Genomic DNA, 13,403 nt, shown 5'->3' on the forward strand with positions numbered 1-13,403 from the left:
CGTCCGTTTCACGAACAGGAATTTTTTACATGAAAACCGCTCAGGAAATCCGCGCTGGTAACGTAGTCATGATCGGCACCGAGCCGATGGTGGTCCAGAAGGCTGAATTCAACAAATCCGGCCGTAACTCCGCCGTGGTCAAAATGAAGCTGAAAGGCCTGCTGAACGGCAGCGCCACCGAGACTGTCTTCAAGGCCGACGACAAGCTGGACGTTGTTCAGCTGGAGCGTAAAGAGTGCACCTACTCCTACTTCTCCGACCCCCTGTATGTCTTTATGGACACCGAGTACAACCAGTACGACGTAGAGAAAGACAACCTGGGTGACGTGCTGAACTACCTGGTAGACGGCATGGAAGATCTGTGTGAAGTGACTTTCTACAACGAGAAAGCCATCTCCGTAGAACTGCCGACCACCATCGTGCGCGAAGTTGAGTACACCGAACCGGCTGCCCGTGGCGACACCTCCGGTAAAGTGACCAAGCCTGCCCGTCTGAAAGGCACTACCTACGAGCTGGCTGTTGCCGCTTTCGTAGAGATCGGTGACAAGATCGAAATCGATACCCGCACCGGTGAATTCAAGCGTCGCGTCAACTAATTGACCACGTTGAATTGATTGCAAAAAAGCGAGCCTCCGGCTCGCTTTTTTATTGCCTGTTTGCAGCTATAACGCCAACCTCCTTCAGAAAATCGCGCCGCCGCCGCTAACCCAGATAACCGGGGGAGCACACTATGGCCAGATTATCCTTATCACTGCTGTTAATGACCATGCTAGCTGGCCATGTCGCAGAGGCGAGCGACGTTGCACCACCCATCGCGGAGCCACTCCCCCTAGATCACTGGCAAGCAAGCGACTGGAAAGGGCAACCCGAAGCTACCCAGATCGACAAGCAGACGGTGCTGTTTGCCAAGCACGATAGCGACAACTATGTGGGGCTCGCCATCCTGCTGCCCGACTGGCAGCGCAGCGGCCAGCTCTGGCAACTGACCCGTGCCCTCAGCCAGCTGGGCTTTGATACCCTGCTGCTGCTCCCCTCTCCCCAGCAAACCGAGCTAGACCCTGCCGCCGAGAAGAAAGCCAAGGAGAGTGACGCCTTTCGCAAGCAACTGGCAGAGCGGATCAGCAAGCTGGCCGATGCCAAACTGCAGGAGGGGGGCTTCAAGCTGATCCTGGCGCAAGGCACCGGCGCTGCTTGGACCGCCAACCTTATCGCCAGCGAACAGCTGCCCGCCCCCGATGCGCTGGTGCTGCTCGATGGCTTCTTCCCCAACCAGCAGAGCAACCAGATCCTCGCAAAAGAGATAGCACAGGGCACCATCCCTACTCTGGATCTCTATCAGGAGGATGGCGGCCGCTGGCCGCTGCTGGCGGCCGAGGCACGCCAGACCGAGAGCCGGCGCAGCCACAAGCTCAATTATCGCCCCTACGCCCTGATGGAACTGGGCGAAACCCCTACCCGCATTCAGGGGTGGCTCAACCATCTGGGCTGGCTCTGACCTCGTGCCACAAAGCGCGCGCAACATCACATCTGCCGGAGAAAGCCCACCCGCCATGGCGCGGCATACTGGCTCTGATGGCGCCCTTTTTGGCATCATGACGGTTCAAACCCGAATATGGCAGGAAGGTACATGCAGCAGATTGTGTTTCTCGACAGCGATACCCTGGATGCGGGCATCACCCTGCATCATCCCGACTTTCCCCACCACTGGCAGAGTTATCCCAGCACTGCCCCGGAACAGGTGGTCGAACGGCTGAAAGATGCCAGCATCGCCATCATCAACAAGGTACGTATCGGCGCCGCTGAACTGGCCCAGTTGCCGGAGCTCAAACTCATTGCGCTCGCCGCTACCGGCAGCGACAACGTGGATCTGGAGGCGTGTCGCGCTGCCAACGTCGGGGTATGCAACATCCGCAACTACTCGGGCCCCTCGGTGCCGGAACACGCCATGGCGTTGATGCTGGCCCTGTCGCGCAACCTCTTCTGCTGGCGCCAGTCGCTGCTGGAGGGGCGCTGGCAACAGAGCGGCCAGTTCTGCTTCTTCGATCACAACATCATGGATCTGCACGGCAAGCAGCTTGGCATCATAGGCAAGGGGACTCTGGGTCAGGCGCTCGGCGAGCGGGCCAAGGGGATGGGGATGACGGTGCGTTACGCCCAGAGCCAGGTCGGCACCAGTCACGACGAGGATCGCCTACCCCTCGACGAGTTGCTGCAAAGCTCGGACGTCATCAGCCTGCACTGCCCGCTCACCCCCTACACCCGCAACCTGATTGGCGAGCGGGAGCTGGGATTGATGAAACCGGGTGCCCTGCTGATCAACGTCGGCCGCGGCGGTCTGGTAGATGAAGAGGCGCTGCTGCGGGCGCTGGCCAACGGCAGTCTCGGCGGCGCCGGTTTCGATGTGGCGAGCGTCGAACCACCGCCCCCCGACCACCCCTTGATGAAGGCGCTGCAATACCCTCACTTCATTCTGACCCCTCATGTGGCCTGGGCCAGCGAAGAGTCGATGCAGCGTCTCGCCGACCAGCTGATCGACAACATCAACGCCTTTGCCGCCGGTCGCCGCCAGCACCGGCTGGTGTGACTGCACGATCGAGTCACCACACAATGCACAACGGGGCCAACAGGCCCCGTTTTGCATCTTCCGCACTCACTGCTAGCACATCAATCGTCGTCGTGCCATCTGTGCTTTTTATGCTTTTTGTACTTCTTGTGGTGCTTGTGATGGTGATGATCGTCGTCATCATCGTAATAGCGATCCTGGCTCTTGTGGCCATCGCCCGTCTTGGCACCGATGGCCGAACCACTCGCCCCGCCGACCCCGGCGCCGATCAGCTGGCCGGTATCGCCACCGACACTCTTGCCGATGGCGGCACCACCCAGCGCCCCCACCGCGCCGCCAAGGGCCGCTTCATTCTTGTTGCCCTTGTTGGCCGTCGCAGCCCCACCGGCAGCACCGCCCAATGCAGCCCCCACCAACGCACCGGTATCGCCACCCAGCTCCTTGCCGATCATGGTGCCCGCTACCCCGCCTGCGCCGCCACCCAGAATGGTATTGAGGGTCTCGGAAGCATGCACGGTCGTGCTGCCAGCCAGCAAGGCGCCCAGCAGTGCCAGTACGCGAAGAGCACGCGAATTCATCTCCATGGGTACTCCTGTCAAATCTGATTAATTTCCTCTGCACTATACAAATCGGCAGGCAGCAAACCAGTGGGTGACTAGCGGCAAGTAGATTTTCACTTGAAACCCAGCAATAGGCGTCACCGGCAAGCCCGAATTCAATCTCTTGAATAACCACAAGAAATTTTTTATTTCACAGGTGTGGCGTGTCCCTCGGCAGGGGCGGGAGGCTGTCGCAGCCTCACCCCAACTACTGACGATCGGACAGCTCCTGTCACCTGAGCAGGGTTGGGTGGCGCAATCTCAGCTGGGCTAGCAGTTCAGCGCGCCTCAACCCCGTTCACTGGGGAGCAGCAGGATCGCCTATGTGCGGGGTGTTAACCCTCAGTTGAAAGTGTCACCACTACATGTAAACGCCCGGAAGATAATCGGGTGGTATAGTCTATAGCTTGAACAACAGGGGATGGCTGGCCACAAGGCTGGCGCCCGATGACTATCAAGCAAAGGAGATGTTATGAGCAGTCCGTTTATCGAGCAGATCAAAGCACGTCGTACCATCTATGCCCTGGGCGACCAGGTCTCCCATACGCCGGAGCAGCTGACGGCCCTGATCCAGGATGCCATCAGACACAGCCCCTCCTCCTTTAACTCCCAGAGCTCCCGCGCCGTCATCCTGTTTGGCGCCCAGCACCACAAGCTGTGGGATATCGTCAAAGCCGAGCTGAAAAAGATTGTGCCGCCGGAAGCCTACGCCCAGAGTGAGGCCAAGGTAGATGGCAGCTTCCGCGCAGGCTTCGGTACCGTGCTGTTCTTCGAAGACACCGACGTCATCAAGGATCTGCAGCAAAAATTCGCCCTCTATGCCGACAACTTCCCCATCTGGTCGGAACATGCCACCGGCATCGCCCAGTTTGCGGTCTGGACGACGCTGGCGCAGGAGAAAGTCGGTGCCTCCCTGCAGCACTACAACCCGCTGATCGACGAGGCGGTACGCAAGGAGTGGAACCTGCCCGCCAGCTGGCTGCTGCGTGCCCAGATGCCCTTTGGCAGTATCAAGCAACCGGCCGGCGACAAAACCTTTATCGACGACGCTACCCGTTTCTGCGTTTTCAAATAACCGTTGAGAAAGCAAAACGCCCCCGCATCTCGGGGGCGTTTTTATTGCGGCATGCAGTGTTGATGGCGATGGTTCATACCGCAATCTGCGGTCGTAATACGCTCTATCCACCGCTCAGGTGAGCAGCGTCACCAACAGGGACGCCTCCCCCGGCTCCACCTTCACCTCGCGCCAGTCGCGGATCACCGCCACCACCGCCGGATTGAGCGGCGCATCGCCTCCTACCTGCACCACGGTGCAACCTGCACGCAGGGCACTCTCGATACCGGCTGGTGCATCCTCGAACACCAGACAACAATCGGGCGAGACACCAAGCCGTTTGGCTCCCAGCAGATAGGGCTCGGGATCGGGTTTGCCATTGATCACCGCTTCGGCCCCCACCTGTACGTGGGGCAGCGGCAAACCGGCACAACGTAGGCGGTGACGGGCAACCCGCTCACTGGCGGAAGTCACGATGGCCCAACGCTCTGGCGGCAAGCGGCCCAGCAACTCGCCAGCCCCTGCGATGGCGTCGCCGCCGGTATGCTGCATCTCCAGCTCGTCGAGCCGCGCCGCTTCCCGCTCCACATCCAGCTGCGGGGCCAGCGCCCGGATCACCTCACGTGAGCGCATACCGTGGCACATAGCCAGTACCGGCTCTGGGGCAAGCTGATGATGCTGACACCAGAGCCGCCACACCTTCTCCACATCGCCGGTCGAGCAGACCAGGGTGCCATCCATATCGAGCAGCAGGGCGGATACCGACAGGGTGATCGTGTTCATGCCAGCACTCATACAGACTCTCATACAGGCACCCCGGCCAGCTCGGGCAGAGAGCCAGAGAGCGCATCGGCAAAGGCCTGCTGCTGGGCGGCACGCTCATAACAGGCCAGCGCCTGCTCGGCACTGCCTGCCCACACTTGCAAGGGGCCGACCACAAACCCCTGTTGCAGCAGGCTGGCGAGCAGATCCCCCGTCTCCGGGGCCGCCAATGGCTGGGCCAGCACCAGCTTGCCCTTGATCAAAAAGAGATAGCGTTGGGTAGACATGATATGGCTCCTTGTTCCGGTTCAGAGGAGGGCGATTCCCCCCTTGCCGAGCCATTAGAACAAGGCGATTAGATTATTTATAATCAATAAATGGCCACCTTTGATAACAAATTGGAATGAAATTCGACTTGAGGCAACTACAGGCGTTTGTAACGCTGGCCGACACCGCCAACTACCGGGAAGCGGCCAGCCGCCTCTTTATCACCCAGCCGGCCCTCACCAAGCAGATCCAGGGGCTGGAGCAGGCACTGGGCTGCACCCTGTTCAAACGGGGCCGCCACGGCGCCGAGCTGACAGCGCTCGGTGCCCAGCTGCTCACTCAGGCGAGTGCGCTGGTCGAGCACGGTCGGGAGTTCGAAAGCCATGCGCTGGCGATGGCGAGCGGGGTAGCCGGTCGGCTCAAGATTGGCTTCGGTCTGTCGAGTTTTGCACTGGCCCCTGCGCTGGTAGCCCGCTTCAAACAGCAGGTCACGGACGTGATGGTCCATCTGCAGGATATGCCCTCCGCCATCCAGCAGGAGCAGTTGCTCTCCGGCCAGTTGCAGCTTGGCTTTATGCGCAGACCTCAGATGCCCCAGTTGCAGGAGCACAGACTGCTGATCGACCGGCTGGTGCTGGCGGTGCCGACACGAATGACCGAACCAGACCCGGCCGCATTCGACGTCCAGCAGGCACTGACCAGTCAACCCCTGTTGCAGATGGTGGGCCACCGCTGCCCCGGGCTCAGCCAGCAGATCGCCGGTTTTCTCGGCGCCAATCGGCTGACCGGCATGGTTCAGGAGGCCGAAGATATCCAGACGCTGGTGGCTCTGGTCGCGGCGGGCATCGGCAATGCCATCCTGCCGCGCAGCGTCAGCTTTATCGCAGGGCCCGATGTCACCCTCTATCCTCTCTCTGGTCCCAGCTCCGAGTGGGAGGTCAGCATGGTATGGAATCCGGACTTTGCCGACCCCATCCGAGATCACTTCGTCAGGCAGGTGATCGCCAGCCATCCCCTGCCGGTGTCGGCCACACCCGAGCGCTGAAACCAACCCTTGCTGGTAGCTAACACCGTGACCAGCCAAAAAACAGTGCGCCCCCTCAAGGGGGCGCATGCAGGACAAAAGCGGCAATGCGGCTCAACAGCTGGCGCAGTGACTACGGTTTTTACCCGCCCCCTTGGCGCAATAAAGCGCCGCATCGGCCGCGGCCAGCAACGCCCCTTCTCCCTCCAGCGGTTGCTCTGCCGTGTAGGTGGCAATGCCAATGCTGGCGCTAAGCTGAATATTATTTGCCACCACGATGTCGAGATCGTTGATGGCCTGGCGGATCTCCTCTCCAATCCGCTGGGCCGTATTTTGGTCGGTATTGCCGAGGATCAGGGCAAATTCGTCACCACCAAAACGGCAGGGCAGATCCGCAGGACGCTGGCAGAAGGATTGCAGAAGATGGCCCACCAGCTGGAGGGAGCCATCCCCCATCTGATGACCAAGATGGTCATTGCACGCCTTGAAGTTATCCAGATCCAGCATGATGAGGGAGAGTGGGGTATGTTCACGCATGCTGCGCCGCCACTCGTTATGCAAAAAGCTGTTGAACAGCCGCCGATTGGCCAGTCCGGTCAAGGGATCATGTTGGGAGAGGCTGGCAACTTCCAGCTCCAGCAGCTTGCGCTCGGTGATATTGATATGGGCGATGGAAAAAAACTCGGCGTCAAGCCCGGGTACCGGCGCTACTCGCATCATAAACCAGCGCTGGGTGTCGGGGCTGTGGCAGGGGTATTCCAGATAGAACTTCTCCTGCTGATGACGGATAACCCGGAGGATCCCCTCCACGGCAGCCAATCCAGAGGGCTCGGATTCAGCGTCATAAGCCCCCATGTAATTGACCCCAATCCAGTTATATCCCTTGGGCATGCCGTTTTGCTCAGCAAACAGATCCCAGGCGAGATTGGTGTAATGGATCACGCCATCCCGATCTATCACCGATATCTGGTCTTCCAGCGAATCCAGCAGCGCAGCCAGATGATGGGCTCGCTCGGCGAAGTGACTCTGCCGCTTCTGTATATCATCCGCCATGGTGGCCATCCTGTGGCAAAAGTGGCATACCGCCATCTATTAACAATTAAGTCAGCAGATAGAGTAAAGCACCCCGTTCCCACTTAGCCAACTGAGACCAAATTTCACCATCGAACACCATCCGGCAAGGTTTCAGGCCAGTTTCCCTGTTCCGGATATCAAGAGCACATCATGAGCATATGTATCTGATCAGTCACATTTAATGCCCACACCACTGATTTTCGCAGGGGATGCCATCGCCCTCTCCGTCCATTTTGGTGTTCGGGCAATGTTGCAAAAACCAGGTTGCCTCCTCGCAGGAGGTCATCTGGGAGCAATGCTGCCGACCATCACACTGGCGAATAAAGGTCGTTCCCTGTGGCGTGCTGACCTCCTCCTGATTGAAAGAGGAGACCGGCAATGGCGCCATCGACTCGGCCGAGAAACGGGAATAGATGGAAAAGAGGCCGACGAGCACCAGCAGGGGGATCAGTTTGCCACTCCAGCTGCTCTTGCGACGTCGATAGGGGTTACTTCGCTCTCTGGTCGAGGTGGGTCGTGGCGGCTGACTTGCCGCCCGAAATGCAGGCGCCGCCGATGATGCGGCTGATCTTGCTGCTGATGGTGCGGCCGACGGCACTGCATCCGCCAACGTGAGCGGGCGATCGGGGAAAAAAACCTGTAACGCCCTCGGTTTGCCATCCTGGCCACTGCCGATCAGATAGGTGACACGCTCCCCCGGCTCGGGCACGCGGCCATCTGATTGCAGCGCCGTAACATGCACAAACAGCCCTGCACTGCGTGCTCCATTGATTGCCTGCTCGGCGCCATTTTGCTCCGGCGTAATAAATCCAAAGCCGCGCGCCTCGTTCCAGCTCGCGATCCGTCCCTGATGACGCATCTGTCCATCCTTGTTGTTATCCATGTGAGCACTATCTTGCCCGACAATCATGTTGCCCAAAAGTGCTGCGGCCCGACAGGGGGCCGCAGAGTCAATCTCAACACGGTGATCGGGTGCAGCCTGCGTTAAGGATCAAGCCAGCTGGGACACCTTGATGATCTCGGCGATGCGACCCAGCATCCGCAGCGAGGTGTGATGCTCGGTGGCATCTGCGGCGGCGCAGGCATCCTCCAGAATGGTGATGGCGTAGTCGCGATCGTGACCATCCCGCGCTGCCGCCTGAATGGCCCAGCTGGTGCTCACCCCGCACAGATAGAGGTGGTCGATGTGGTTGGCCCGCAGGGCAGGTTCCAGCGCAGTACCATAGAATGGACTCACTCTGGGCTTGACCAGTACCAGATCGCCGGGCTGCACATCCAGCTCCGGGTGAAAATCGGTGCCACTGTCAGCCAGGGAGAGCGCCCCCAGCTGGTTAGCTCGACCAAACATGGGAGACCCCTTGGGTTGCAGCTGATAGCCGCCGTCGAAGCCCACCTTGATCAGCACCACCAGCCAGCCGTGGGCACGGGCATGGGCCAGCGCCTGATTGGCGTGGCCAATGGCATCCTGCTCCAGCACATGGGCCGCCGAGGCGGCGATGCGCCCGTCGGGATGGGCAATATCGTTGATAAAATCGATCACCAGCAGTGCCTTGTTCATCACCTTTGCTCCTTCGCAAATTCAGCCCGTGATATCTGGTTCCAACCGGTCAAACCAGCCCCAGCGCATAGCGTAGCGCCATCTCCTTGAGCGGGCCTGCCCTGTCCGCCAGATTGAGGACCAAATTGCGGGCCAGCTTGAGAGGGCCAATCTCGTTGCTGAACACCCCATAGAAGAGATCCATCCCCGATTGCATCAACAGGTTGTCGGGACGACGGCGCCGCTCGTAACGCTCGGCCAGCGCCAGCTGATGCCAGTCAGCGCCAGCCCCTTGCAGCAGATCGACCCAGCAGGCGACATCCTTGAAGCCGAGGTTGACCCCCTGCCCCGCCAGCGGGTTGATGGTGTGGGCGGCATCGCCGAGCAGCACCACCCGACCGGCGTGATAGTCGTTGGCGTGACGGCGCACCAGCGGGAAGCTCCCCTTGCCGGTGACGGTAAACCCGCCGAGCCGGCTCGGGAAGTGGCGGCGCACCTCGGCGGCAAGCCCTTCGTTGCTCATGGCAACCAGCGCCCGGATACGGGCCGGGCAGTCATACCACACCAGAGAGCCGTGCTGGCCGGGCAGCGGCAGGAAGGCACGCGGACCACTCGGGGTGAACTGCTGCCAGGTGATATCTTCCTGCGCGAAGTCGGTGTCGATATTGATCAGCATGCAGTGCTGGCGATACTCGAAGCGCGATACGCCAATACCCGCCAGCTTGCGGGTATGGGATTCGGCACCGTCGCAAGCCAGCACCCAGCGGGCGGCCAGCTCGGTGCCATCATCCAGAGTCAACACAGCTTCATCCGCATCCTGGCGCAGGCTGGTCACCACCGCCGGAGTGTGGGTCTGGATGGTGGGAAAATCCTCCATCCGCTTGAGCAGGGCGAGCTGCACCAGCCGGTTTTCGATGATGTAGCCAAGCTGGGGCAGGCCAAGATCGGCGGAATTGAAGCGGGTGGCAAAACCGTCCAGCTCCCAGGTCTCCAGCCGGCGATAGGGGCAGAGCCGCATCTGCTGCAGATGTTGCCAGGCTCCAGCCTGCTCCAGCAGCGCCACCGAAGCCTGACTGATGGCGGAGACCCGCAGATCCAACGGCTGCTCCGGCGCGTAATGCTCCGGCAGTTGGGTCTCGATGACCCGCACCGAGATGCCCTGAGCCGCCAGCAGACAGGCGGTGGCGGCGCCCACCATACCGGCGCCGACGATGGCGATATCACACTGTTCCATGCATTTATTCCTGAAAGGGTGCGTCCGGCGACAGCGCCCGGACGTGAACCGGATGGCAGCATGATAGCGCAAGGGCGACTGATAAACAGTGAGACAAACGGGGAATTGCTGCGTTAAATCAAGGAGAAAGCTTATTGAGCTTGCTGGCAACAGGTATCGGGTGAGCACCATTGCCAGCTGGATATTAGCTAGGCAGTATCCAGATTGCGGAGTAAAATGCGCGGTCCTTTGACCATGCCGATTTCAAAACAAGTCAAGAGAAGCAATGAGCAAGAAACTTCACATTAAAACCTGGGGTTGCCAGATGAACGAGTATGACTCGTCCAAAATGGCCGACCTGTTGGATGCCAGTAATGGCTACACCCTTACCGAAGAGCCCGAAGAGGCAGATGTCTTGCTGCTCAATACCTGCTCCATCCGCGAAAAGGCGCAGGAGAAGGTGTTCCACCAGCTGGGACGCTGGAAAAAGCTCAAGGCCAACAAACCCGGTCTGGTGATCGGCGTGGGTGGCTGCGTTGCCTCTCAGGAGGGCGATGCCATCCGCCAGCGCGCTCCCTATGTGGATATCGTGTTCGGCCCGCAGACCCTGCATCGCCTGCCCGCCATGATCAAGGAAGTGCAAGAGGGCCGTGGTGCCCAGGTTGATATCGCCTTCCCCGAGATCGAAAAATTCGACAGTCTGCCCGAACCGCGCGCCGAAGGGGCCACCGCGTTCGTCTCCATCATGGAAGGCTGCTCCAAATACTGTACTTACTGCGTGGTGCCCTACACCCGCGGTGAAGAGGTGAGCCGACCGCTGGACGACGTGCTCTACGAAATCGCCCAGCTCGCCCAGCAGGGCGTGCGCGAAGTGAACCTGCTCGGCCAGAACGTCAACGCTTACCGCGGCCCGACCTTTGATGGCGGCATCTGCACCTTCGCCGAGCTGCTGCGTCTGGTAGCCGCCATCGACGGTATCGATCGCATTCGCTACACCACCAGCCACCCGATCGAGTTCACCGACGACATCATCGAAGTCTACAAAGATACCCCGGAAGTGGTCAGCTTCCTGCACCTGCCGGTGCAGAGCGGCTCCGACCGTATTCTGACCATGATGAAGCGCCCGCACACCATCCTGGAGTACAAATCCAAGATCCGTCGCCTGCGTGCCGCCCGTCCCGACATCACCATCAGCTCCGACTTCATCGTTGGCTTCCCGAATGAGACGGACGAAGACTTTGAAGCGACCATGAAGCTGATTGAGGATGTGGGTTTCGATATGAGCTTCAGCTTCATCTTCAGCCCGCGCCCGGGCACCCCGGCCGCCGACATGCCCGACGATGTCGATATGGAAGTGAAAAAAGCCCGTCTGGCCCGCCTGCAGCACGTCATCAACAACCAGGCGATGCAGATTGGCCGTGCCATGCTGGGCACCACCCAGCGCATCCTGGTGGAAGGGCCCTCCAAGCTCGACCCGATGCAGCTGTGTGGCCGCACCGAGAACAACCGGGTGGTCAACTTCGAAGGCCAGCACACCCTGATCGGCGGCTTTGCCGACGTGGAGATCACCGAGGTACGTCCCAACTCCCTGCGCGGCAAGTTCATCCGCGGCGAGAGCGAGATGAACCTGCGGATCGCCACCGCCCCGAGCGAAATCCTGGCCCGTCGCCCGGATAACGTGCCGGACGAGCTGGGCGTGGCCGCCTTCACACCCCATTAATCCCCTCCTCCCCATTCGCCCAGCGGATGGGGAGCGCCTTGAGACGAGGATATTTTGAGCCGACATATCTCGACCCTGAATCTGCATCTGGAGCCCGCCAACAACCAGCGCCTTGCCAGCCTGTGCGGCCCCTTCGATGACAACATCAAGCAGCTGGAACGCCGCCTCGGCGTCGAGATCAGCTACCGTGACAGCCACTTCCAGCTGGTGGGCAAACCGGCCCAGCTGGATGCCGCCGCCGTCATCCTCAAACACCTCTATGTGGAAACCCAGCCCCTCAAGGGTGGCAAGGTGACCGACATCACTCCCGACATGGTTCATCTGGCCATTCAGGAGTCGCGAGTGCTGGAGCAGGATGACGAACCGGCGCCGAGCATCCCCTATGGCAAGGAAGTGACGGTCAAGACCAAGCGCGGTCTCATCAAGCCACGCAGCCCAAATCAGGCCCAGTACATTGCCAATATCGTGCGCCACGATATCTGCTTCGGCATCGGCCCGGCCGGTACCGGCAAGACCTATCTGGCGGTCGCGGCGGCGGTGGATGCGCTGGAGCGTCAGGAGATCCGCCGCATTCTGCTGACCCGTCCGGCGGTGGAAGCGGGCGAGAAACTGGGCTTCCTGCCCGGCGATCTCTCCCAGAAGGTGGATCCTTACCTGCGCCCGCTCTACGACGCCCTGTTCGAGATGCTTGGCTTTGAGCGGGTCGAGAAGCTGATGGAACGCAACATCATCGAGGTGGCGCCGCTCGCCTATATGCGCGGAAGAACCCTCAATGACGCCTTTATCATTCTCGATGAGGCCCAGAACACCACCACCGAGCAGATGAAGATGTTCCTGACCCGGATCGGCTTCAACTCCAAGGCAGTGGTCACCGGTGACATCACCCAGGTAGACCTGCCGCGCAACGCCAAATCCGGCCTGCGCCACGCGCTGGAAGTGCTGCCAGGGGTCGATGGTCTGTCGTTCAACTTCTTCGAGTCCAAAGACGTGGTGCGCCACCCGGTGGTGGCCCGTATCGTGCAGGCCTATGAGGCGTTCGACGCCAAACAGGCCGCCGAGAAGGTGGCCGGCCAAACAAACGCCAGCAAAGAGAGTGAGCAATGAGCGTAACCCTGGATCTGCAGCTGGCCAGTGCCAGCACTTACGGCCTGCCCACCGAAGCCCAGTTGCAAGGCTGGCTCGACGGCACCATTCTCGGCTTCCAGCAGGAGGCAGAAGTGACGGTGCGCATCGTCGACGAGGCGGAGAGCAACGAACTCAACCTCACCTATCGCGGCAAGGACAAGCCCACCAACGTGCTCTCCTTCCCGTTCGAGGCGCCACCCGGTCTGGAGCTGCCGCTGCTCGGCGATCTGGTGATCTGCCGTCAGGTGGTAGAGCGCGAGGCCGAGGAGCAGGGCAAGCCCCTCATGGCCCACTGGGCCCACATGGTTGTGCACGGCAGTCTGCATCTGCTAGGTTATGACCATATCGAGGATGAGGAAGCCGAAGAGATGGAAGCGCTTGAGCGCGACATCATGCAGGAGCTCGGTTTTGCCGATCCTTATCTGAACGACGAAGAGTAAAGAACCGGATGGTCATCGTCTTGAA

The 13,403-nt window shown here is 60.3% G+C and carries 15 protein-coding genes; 8 read left to right on the forward strand and 7 right to left on the reverse strand.

The window, feature by feature from the left end:
- Positions 1-29 precede the first annotated feature (29 nt).
- The 3 genes from efp to I6L46_RS11805 all read left to right on the forward strand — a co-directional run bounded on the left by efp (position 30) and on the right by I6L46_RS11805 (position 2,584).
- On the forward strand, positions 30-596 hold the full coding sequence (efp, locus tag I6L46_RS11795; protein ID WP_005335100.1) for an elongation factor P: 567 nt from the start codon (positions 30-32) through the stop codon (positions 594-596).
- 134 nt (positions 597-730) lie between these two features.
- Entirely contained in the window at positions 731-1,495 is a 765-nt protein-coding gene (locus I6L46_RS11800) for a DUF3530 family protein (protein ID WP_216975598.1), read from the forward strand.
- 132 nt (positions 1,496-1,627) lie between these two features.
- Complete coding sequence (locus tag I6L46_RS11805; RefSeq protein WP_216975601.1) at positions 1,628-2,584, forward strand: D-2-hydroxyacid dehydrogenase; 957 nt, start codon at positions 1,628-1,630, stop codon at positions 2,582-2,584.
- Between the two features lie 80 nt (positions 2,585-2,664).
- On the opposite strand, the gene I6L46_RS11810 is transcribed toward I6L46_RS11805, so the two are convergent.
- Positions 2,665-3,147, reverse strand: a complete 483-nt coding sequence (locus I6L46_RS11810) for a YMGG-like glycine zipper-containing protein (RefSeq protein WP_058057159.1) — start codon at positions 3,145-3,147, stop codon at positions 2,665-2,667.
- A gap of 487 nt (positions 3,148-3,634) precedes the next feature.
- Between I6L46_RS11810 and I6L46_RS11815 the strand changes: the two genes are divergently transcribed.
- On the forward strand, positions 3,635-4,237 hold the full coding sequence (locus I6L46_RS11815; protein WP_216975603.1) for a nitroreductase family protein: 603 nt from the start codon (positions 3,635-3,637) through the stop codon (positions 4,235-4,237).
- Between the two features lie 114 nt (positions 4,238-4,351).
- On the opposite strand, the gene I6L46_RS11820 is transcribed toward I6L46_RS11815, so the two are convergent.
- Positions 4,352-4,999, reverse strand: a complete 648-nt coding sequence (locus I6L46_RS11820) for an HAD-IA family hydrolase (RefSeq protein ID WP_216975605.1) — start codon at positions 4,997-4,999, stop codon at positions 4,352-4,354.
- Positions 5,000-5,019: 20 nt separating this feature from the next.
- The gene (locus I6L46_RS11825) at positions 5,020-5,265 is read right to left on the reverse strand and encodes a hypothetical protein (protein WP_216975607.1); all 246 of its coding nucleotides are present in this window, start codon (positions 5,263-5,265) and stop codon (positions 5,020-5,022) included.
- A 116-nt stretch (positions 5,266-5,381) separates the two neighbouring features.
- Between I6L46_RS11825 and I6L46_RS11830 the strand changes: the two genes are divergently transcribed.
- Entirely contained in the window at positions 5,382-6,290 is a 909-nt protein-coding gene (locus I6L46_RS11830) for a LysR family transcriptional regulator (RefSeq protein WP_216975608.1), read from the forward strand.
- A 93-nt stretch (positions 6,291-6,383) separates the two neighbouring features.
- Here I6L46_RS11830 and I6L46_RS11835 read toward each other — a convergent pair whose 3' ends face one another.
- From I6L46_RS11835 to I6L46_RS11850, 4 genes are all read right to left on the reverse strand, one after another.
- Complete coding sequence (locus I6L46_RS11835) at positions 6,384-7,322, reverse strand: sensor domain-containing diguanylate cyclase (protein ID WP_216975610.1); 939 nt, start codon at positions 7,320-7,322, stop codon at positions 6,384-6,386.
- 199 nt (positions 7,323-7,521) lie between these two features.
- The gene (locus I6L46_RS11840; protein ID WP_216978045.1) at positions 7,522-8,202 is read right to left on the reverse strand and encodes an excalibur calcium-binding domain-containing protein; all 681 of its coding nucleotides are present in this window, start codon (positions 8,200-8,202) and stop codon (positions 7,522-7,524) included.
- 132 nt (positions 8,203-8,334) lie between these two features.
- Positions 8,335-8,901, reverse strand: a complete 567-nt coding sequence (locus I6L46_RS11845; protein ID WP_216975612.1) for a cysteine hydrolase family protein — start codon at positions 8,899-8,901, stop codon at positions 8,335-8,337.
- 49 nt (positions 8,902-8,950) lie between these two features.
- The gene (locus I6L46_RS11850) at positions 8,951-10,114 is read right to left on the reverse strand and encodes an FAD-dependent monooxygenase (RefSeq protein WP_216975614.1); all 1,164 of its coding nucleotides are present in this window, start codon (positions 10,112-10,114) and stop codon (positions 8,951-8,953) included.
- Positions 10,115-10,379: 265 nt separating this feature from the next.
- Here I6L46_RS11850 and miaB point away from each other — a divergent pair, with 265 nt between their 5' ends.
- Genes miaB through ybeY form a run of 3 tightly spaced genes read left to right on the forward strand, consistent with a single transcriptional unit; the run spans position 10,380 to position 13,378 of the window.
- Positions 10,380-11,813, forward strand: coding sequence for a tRNA (N6-isopentenyl adenosine(37)-C2)-methylthiotransferase MiaB (gene miaB, locus I6L46_RS11855; protein WP_005335132.1), 1,434 nt, complete (start codon positions 10,380-10,382; stop codon positions 11,811-11,813).
- 54 nt (positions 11,814-11,867) lie between these two features.
- On the forward strand, positions 11,868-12,917 hold the full coding sequence (locus I6L46_RS11860) for a PhoH family protein (RefSeq protein ID WP_216975616.1): 1,050 nt from the start codon (positions 11,868-11,870) through the stop codon (positions 12,915-12,917).
- Positions 12,914-13,378 carry an rRNA maturation RNase YbeY gene (gene ybeY, locus I6L46_RS11865; RefSeq protein WP_216975619.1) on the forward strand — a complete coding sequence of 155 codons (465 nt, stop codon included), beginning with the start codon at positions 12,914-12,916 and terminating at the stop codon, positions 13,376-13,378. The genes I6L46_RS11860 and ybeY overlap by 4 nt, the downstream gene beginning before the upstream one ends.
- Positions 13,379-13,403 lie beyond the last annotated feature (25 nt).

Source organism: Aeromonas sp. FDAARGOS 1416, from assembly GCF_019048085.1.
In the GTDB taxonomy this organism is placed as follows: Bacteria; Pseudomonadota; Gammaproteobacteria; order Enterobacterales; family Aeromonadaceae; genus Aeromonas; species Aeromonas veronii.

Coding starts and splice junctions, on each gene's coding strand:
- I6L46_RS11840 (WP_216978045.1), bottom strand. CDS start 8,202: ATGCGTCATCAGGGACGGATCGCGAGCTGGAACGAGGCGCGCGGCTTT.
- efp (WP_005335100.1), top strand. CDS start 30: ATGAAAACCGCTCAGGAAATCCGCGCTGGTAACGTAGTCATGATCGGC.
- ybeY (WP_216975619.1), top strand. CDS start 12,914: ATGAGCGTAACCCTGGATCTGCAGCTGGCCAGTGCCAGCACTTACGGC.
- I6L46_RS11800 (WP_216975598.1), top strand. CDS start 731: ATGGCCAGATTATCCTTATCACTGCTGTTAATGACCATGCTAGCTGGC.
- I6L46_RS11835 (WP_216975610.1), bottom strand. CDS start 7,322: ATGGCGGATGATATACAGAAGCGGCAGAGTCACTTCGCCGAGCGAGCC.
- miaB (WP_005335132.1), top strand. CDS start 10,380: ATGAGCAAGAAACTTCACATTAAAACCTGGGGTTGCCAGATGAACGAG.
- I6L46_RS11805 (WP_216975601.1), top strand. CDS start 1,628: ATGCAGCAGATTGTGTTTCTCGACAGCGATACCCTGGATGCGGGCATC.
- I6L46_RS11830 (WP_216975608.1), top strand. CDS start 5,382: ATGAAATTCGACTTGAGGCAACTACAGGCGTTTGTAACGCTGGCCGAC.
- I6L46_RS11825 (WP_216975607.1), bottom strand. CDS start 5,265: ATGTCTACCCAACGCTATCTCTTTTTGATCAAGGGCAAGCTGGTGCTG.
- I6L46_RS11850 (WP_216975614.1), bottom strand. CDS start 10,114: ATGGAACAGTGTGATATCGCCATCGTCGGCGCCGGTATGGTGGGCGCC.
- I6L46_RS11810 (WP_058057159.1), bottom strand. CDS start 3,147: ATGGAGATGAATTCGCGTGCTCTTCGCGTACTGGCACTGCTGGGCGCC.
- I6L46_RS11845 (WP_216975612.1), bottom strand. CDS start 8,901: ATGAACAAGGCACTGCTGGTGATCGATTTTATCAACGATATTGCCCAT.
- I6L46_RS11820 (WP_216975605.1), bottom strand. CDS start 4,999: ATGAACACGATCACCCTGTCGGTATCCGCCCTGCTGCTCGATATGGAT.
- I6L46_RS11815 (WP_216975603.1), top strand. CDS start 3,635: ATGAGCAGTCCGTTTATCGAGCAGATCAAAGCACGTCGTACCATCTAT.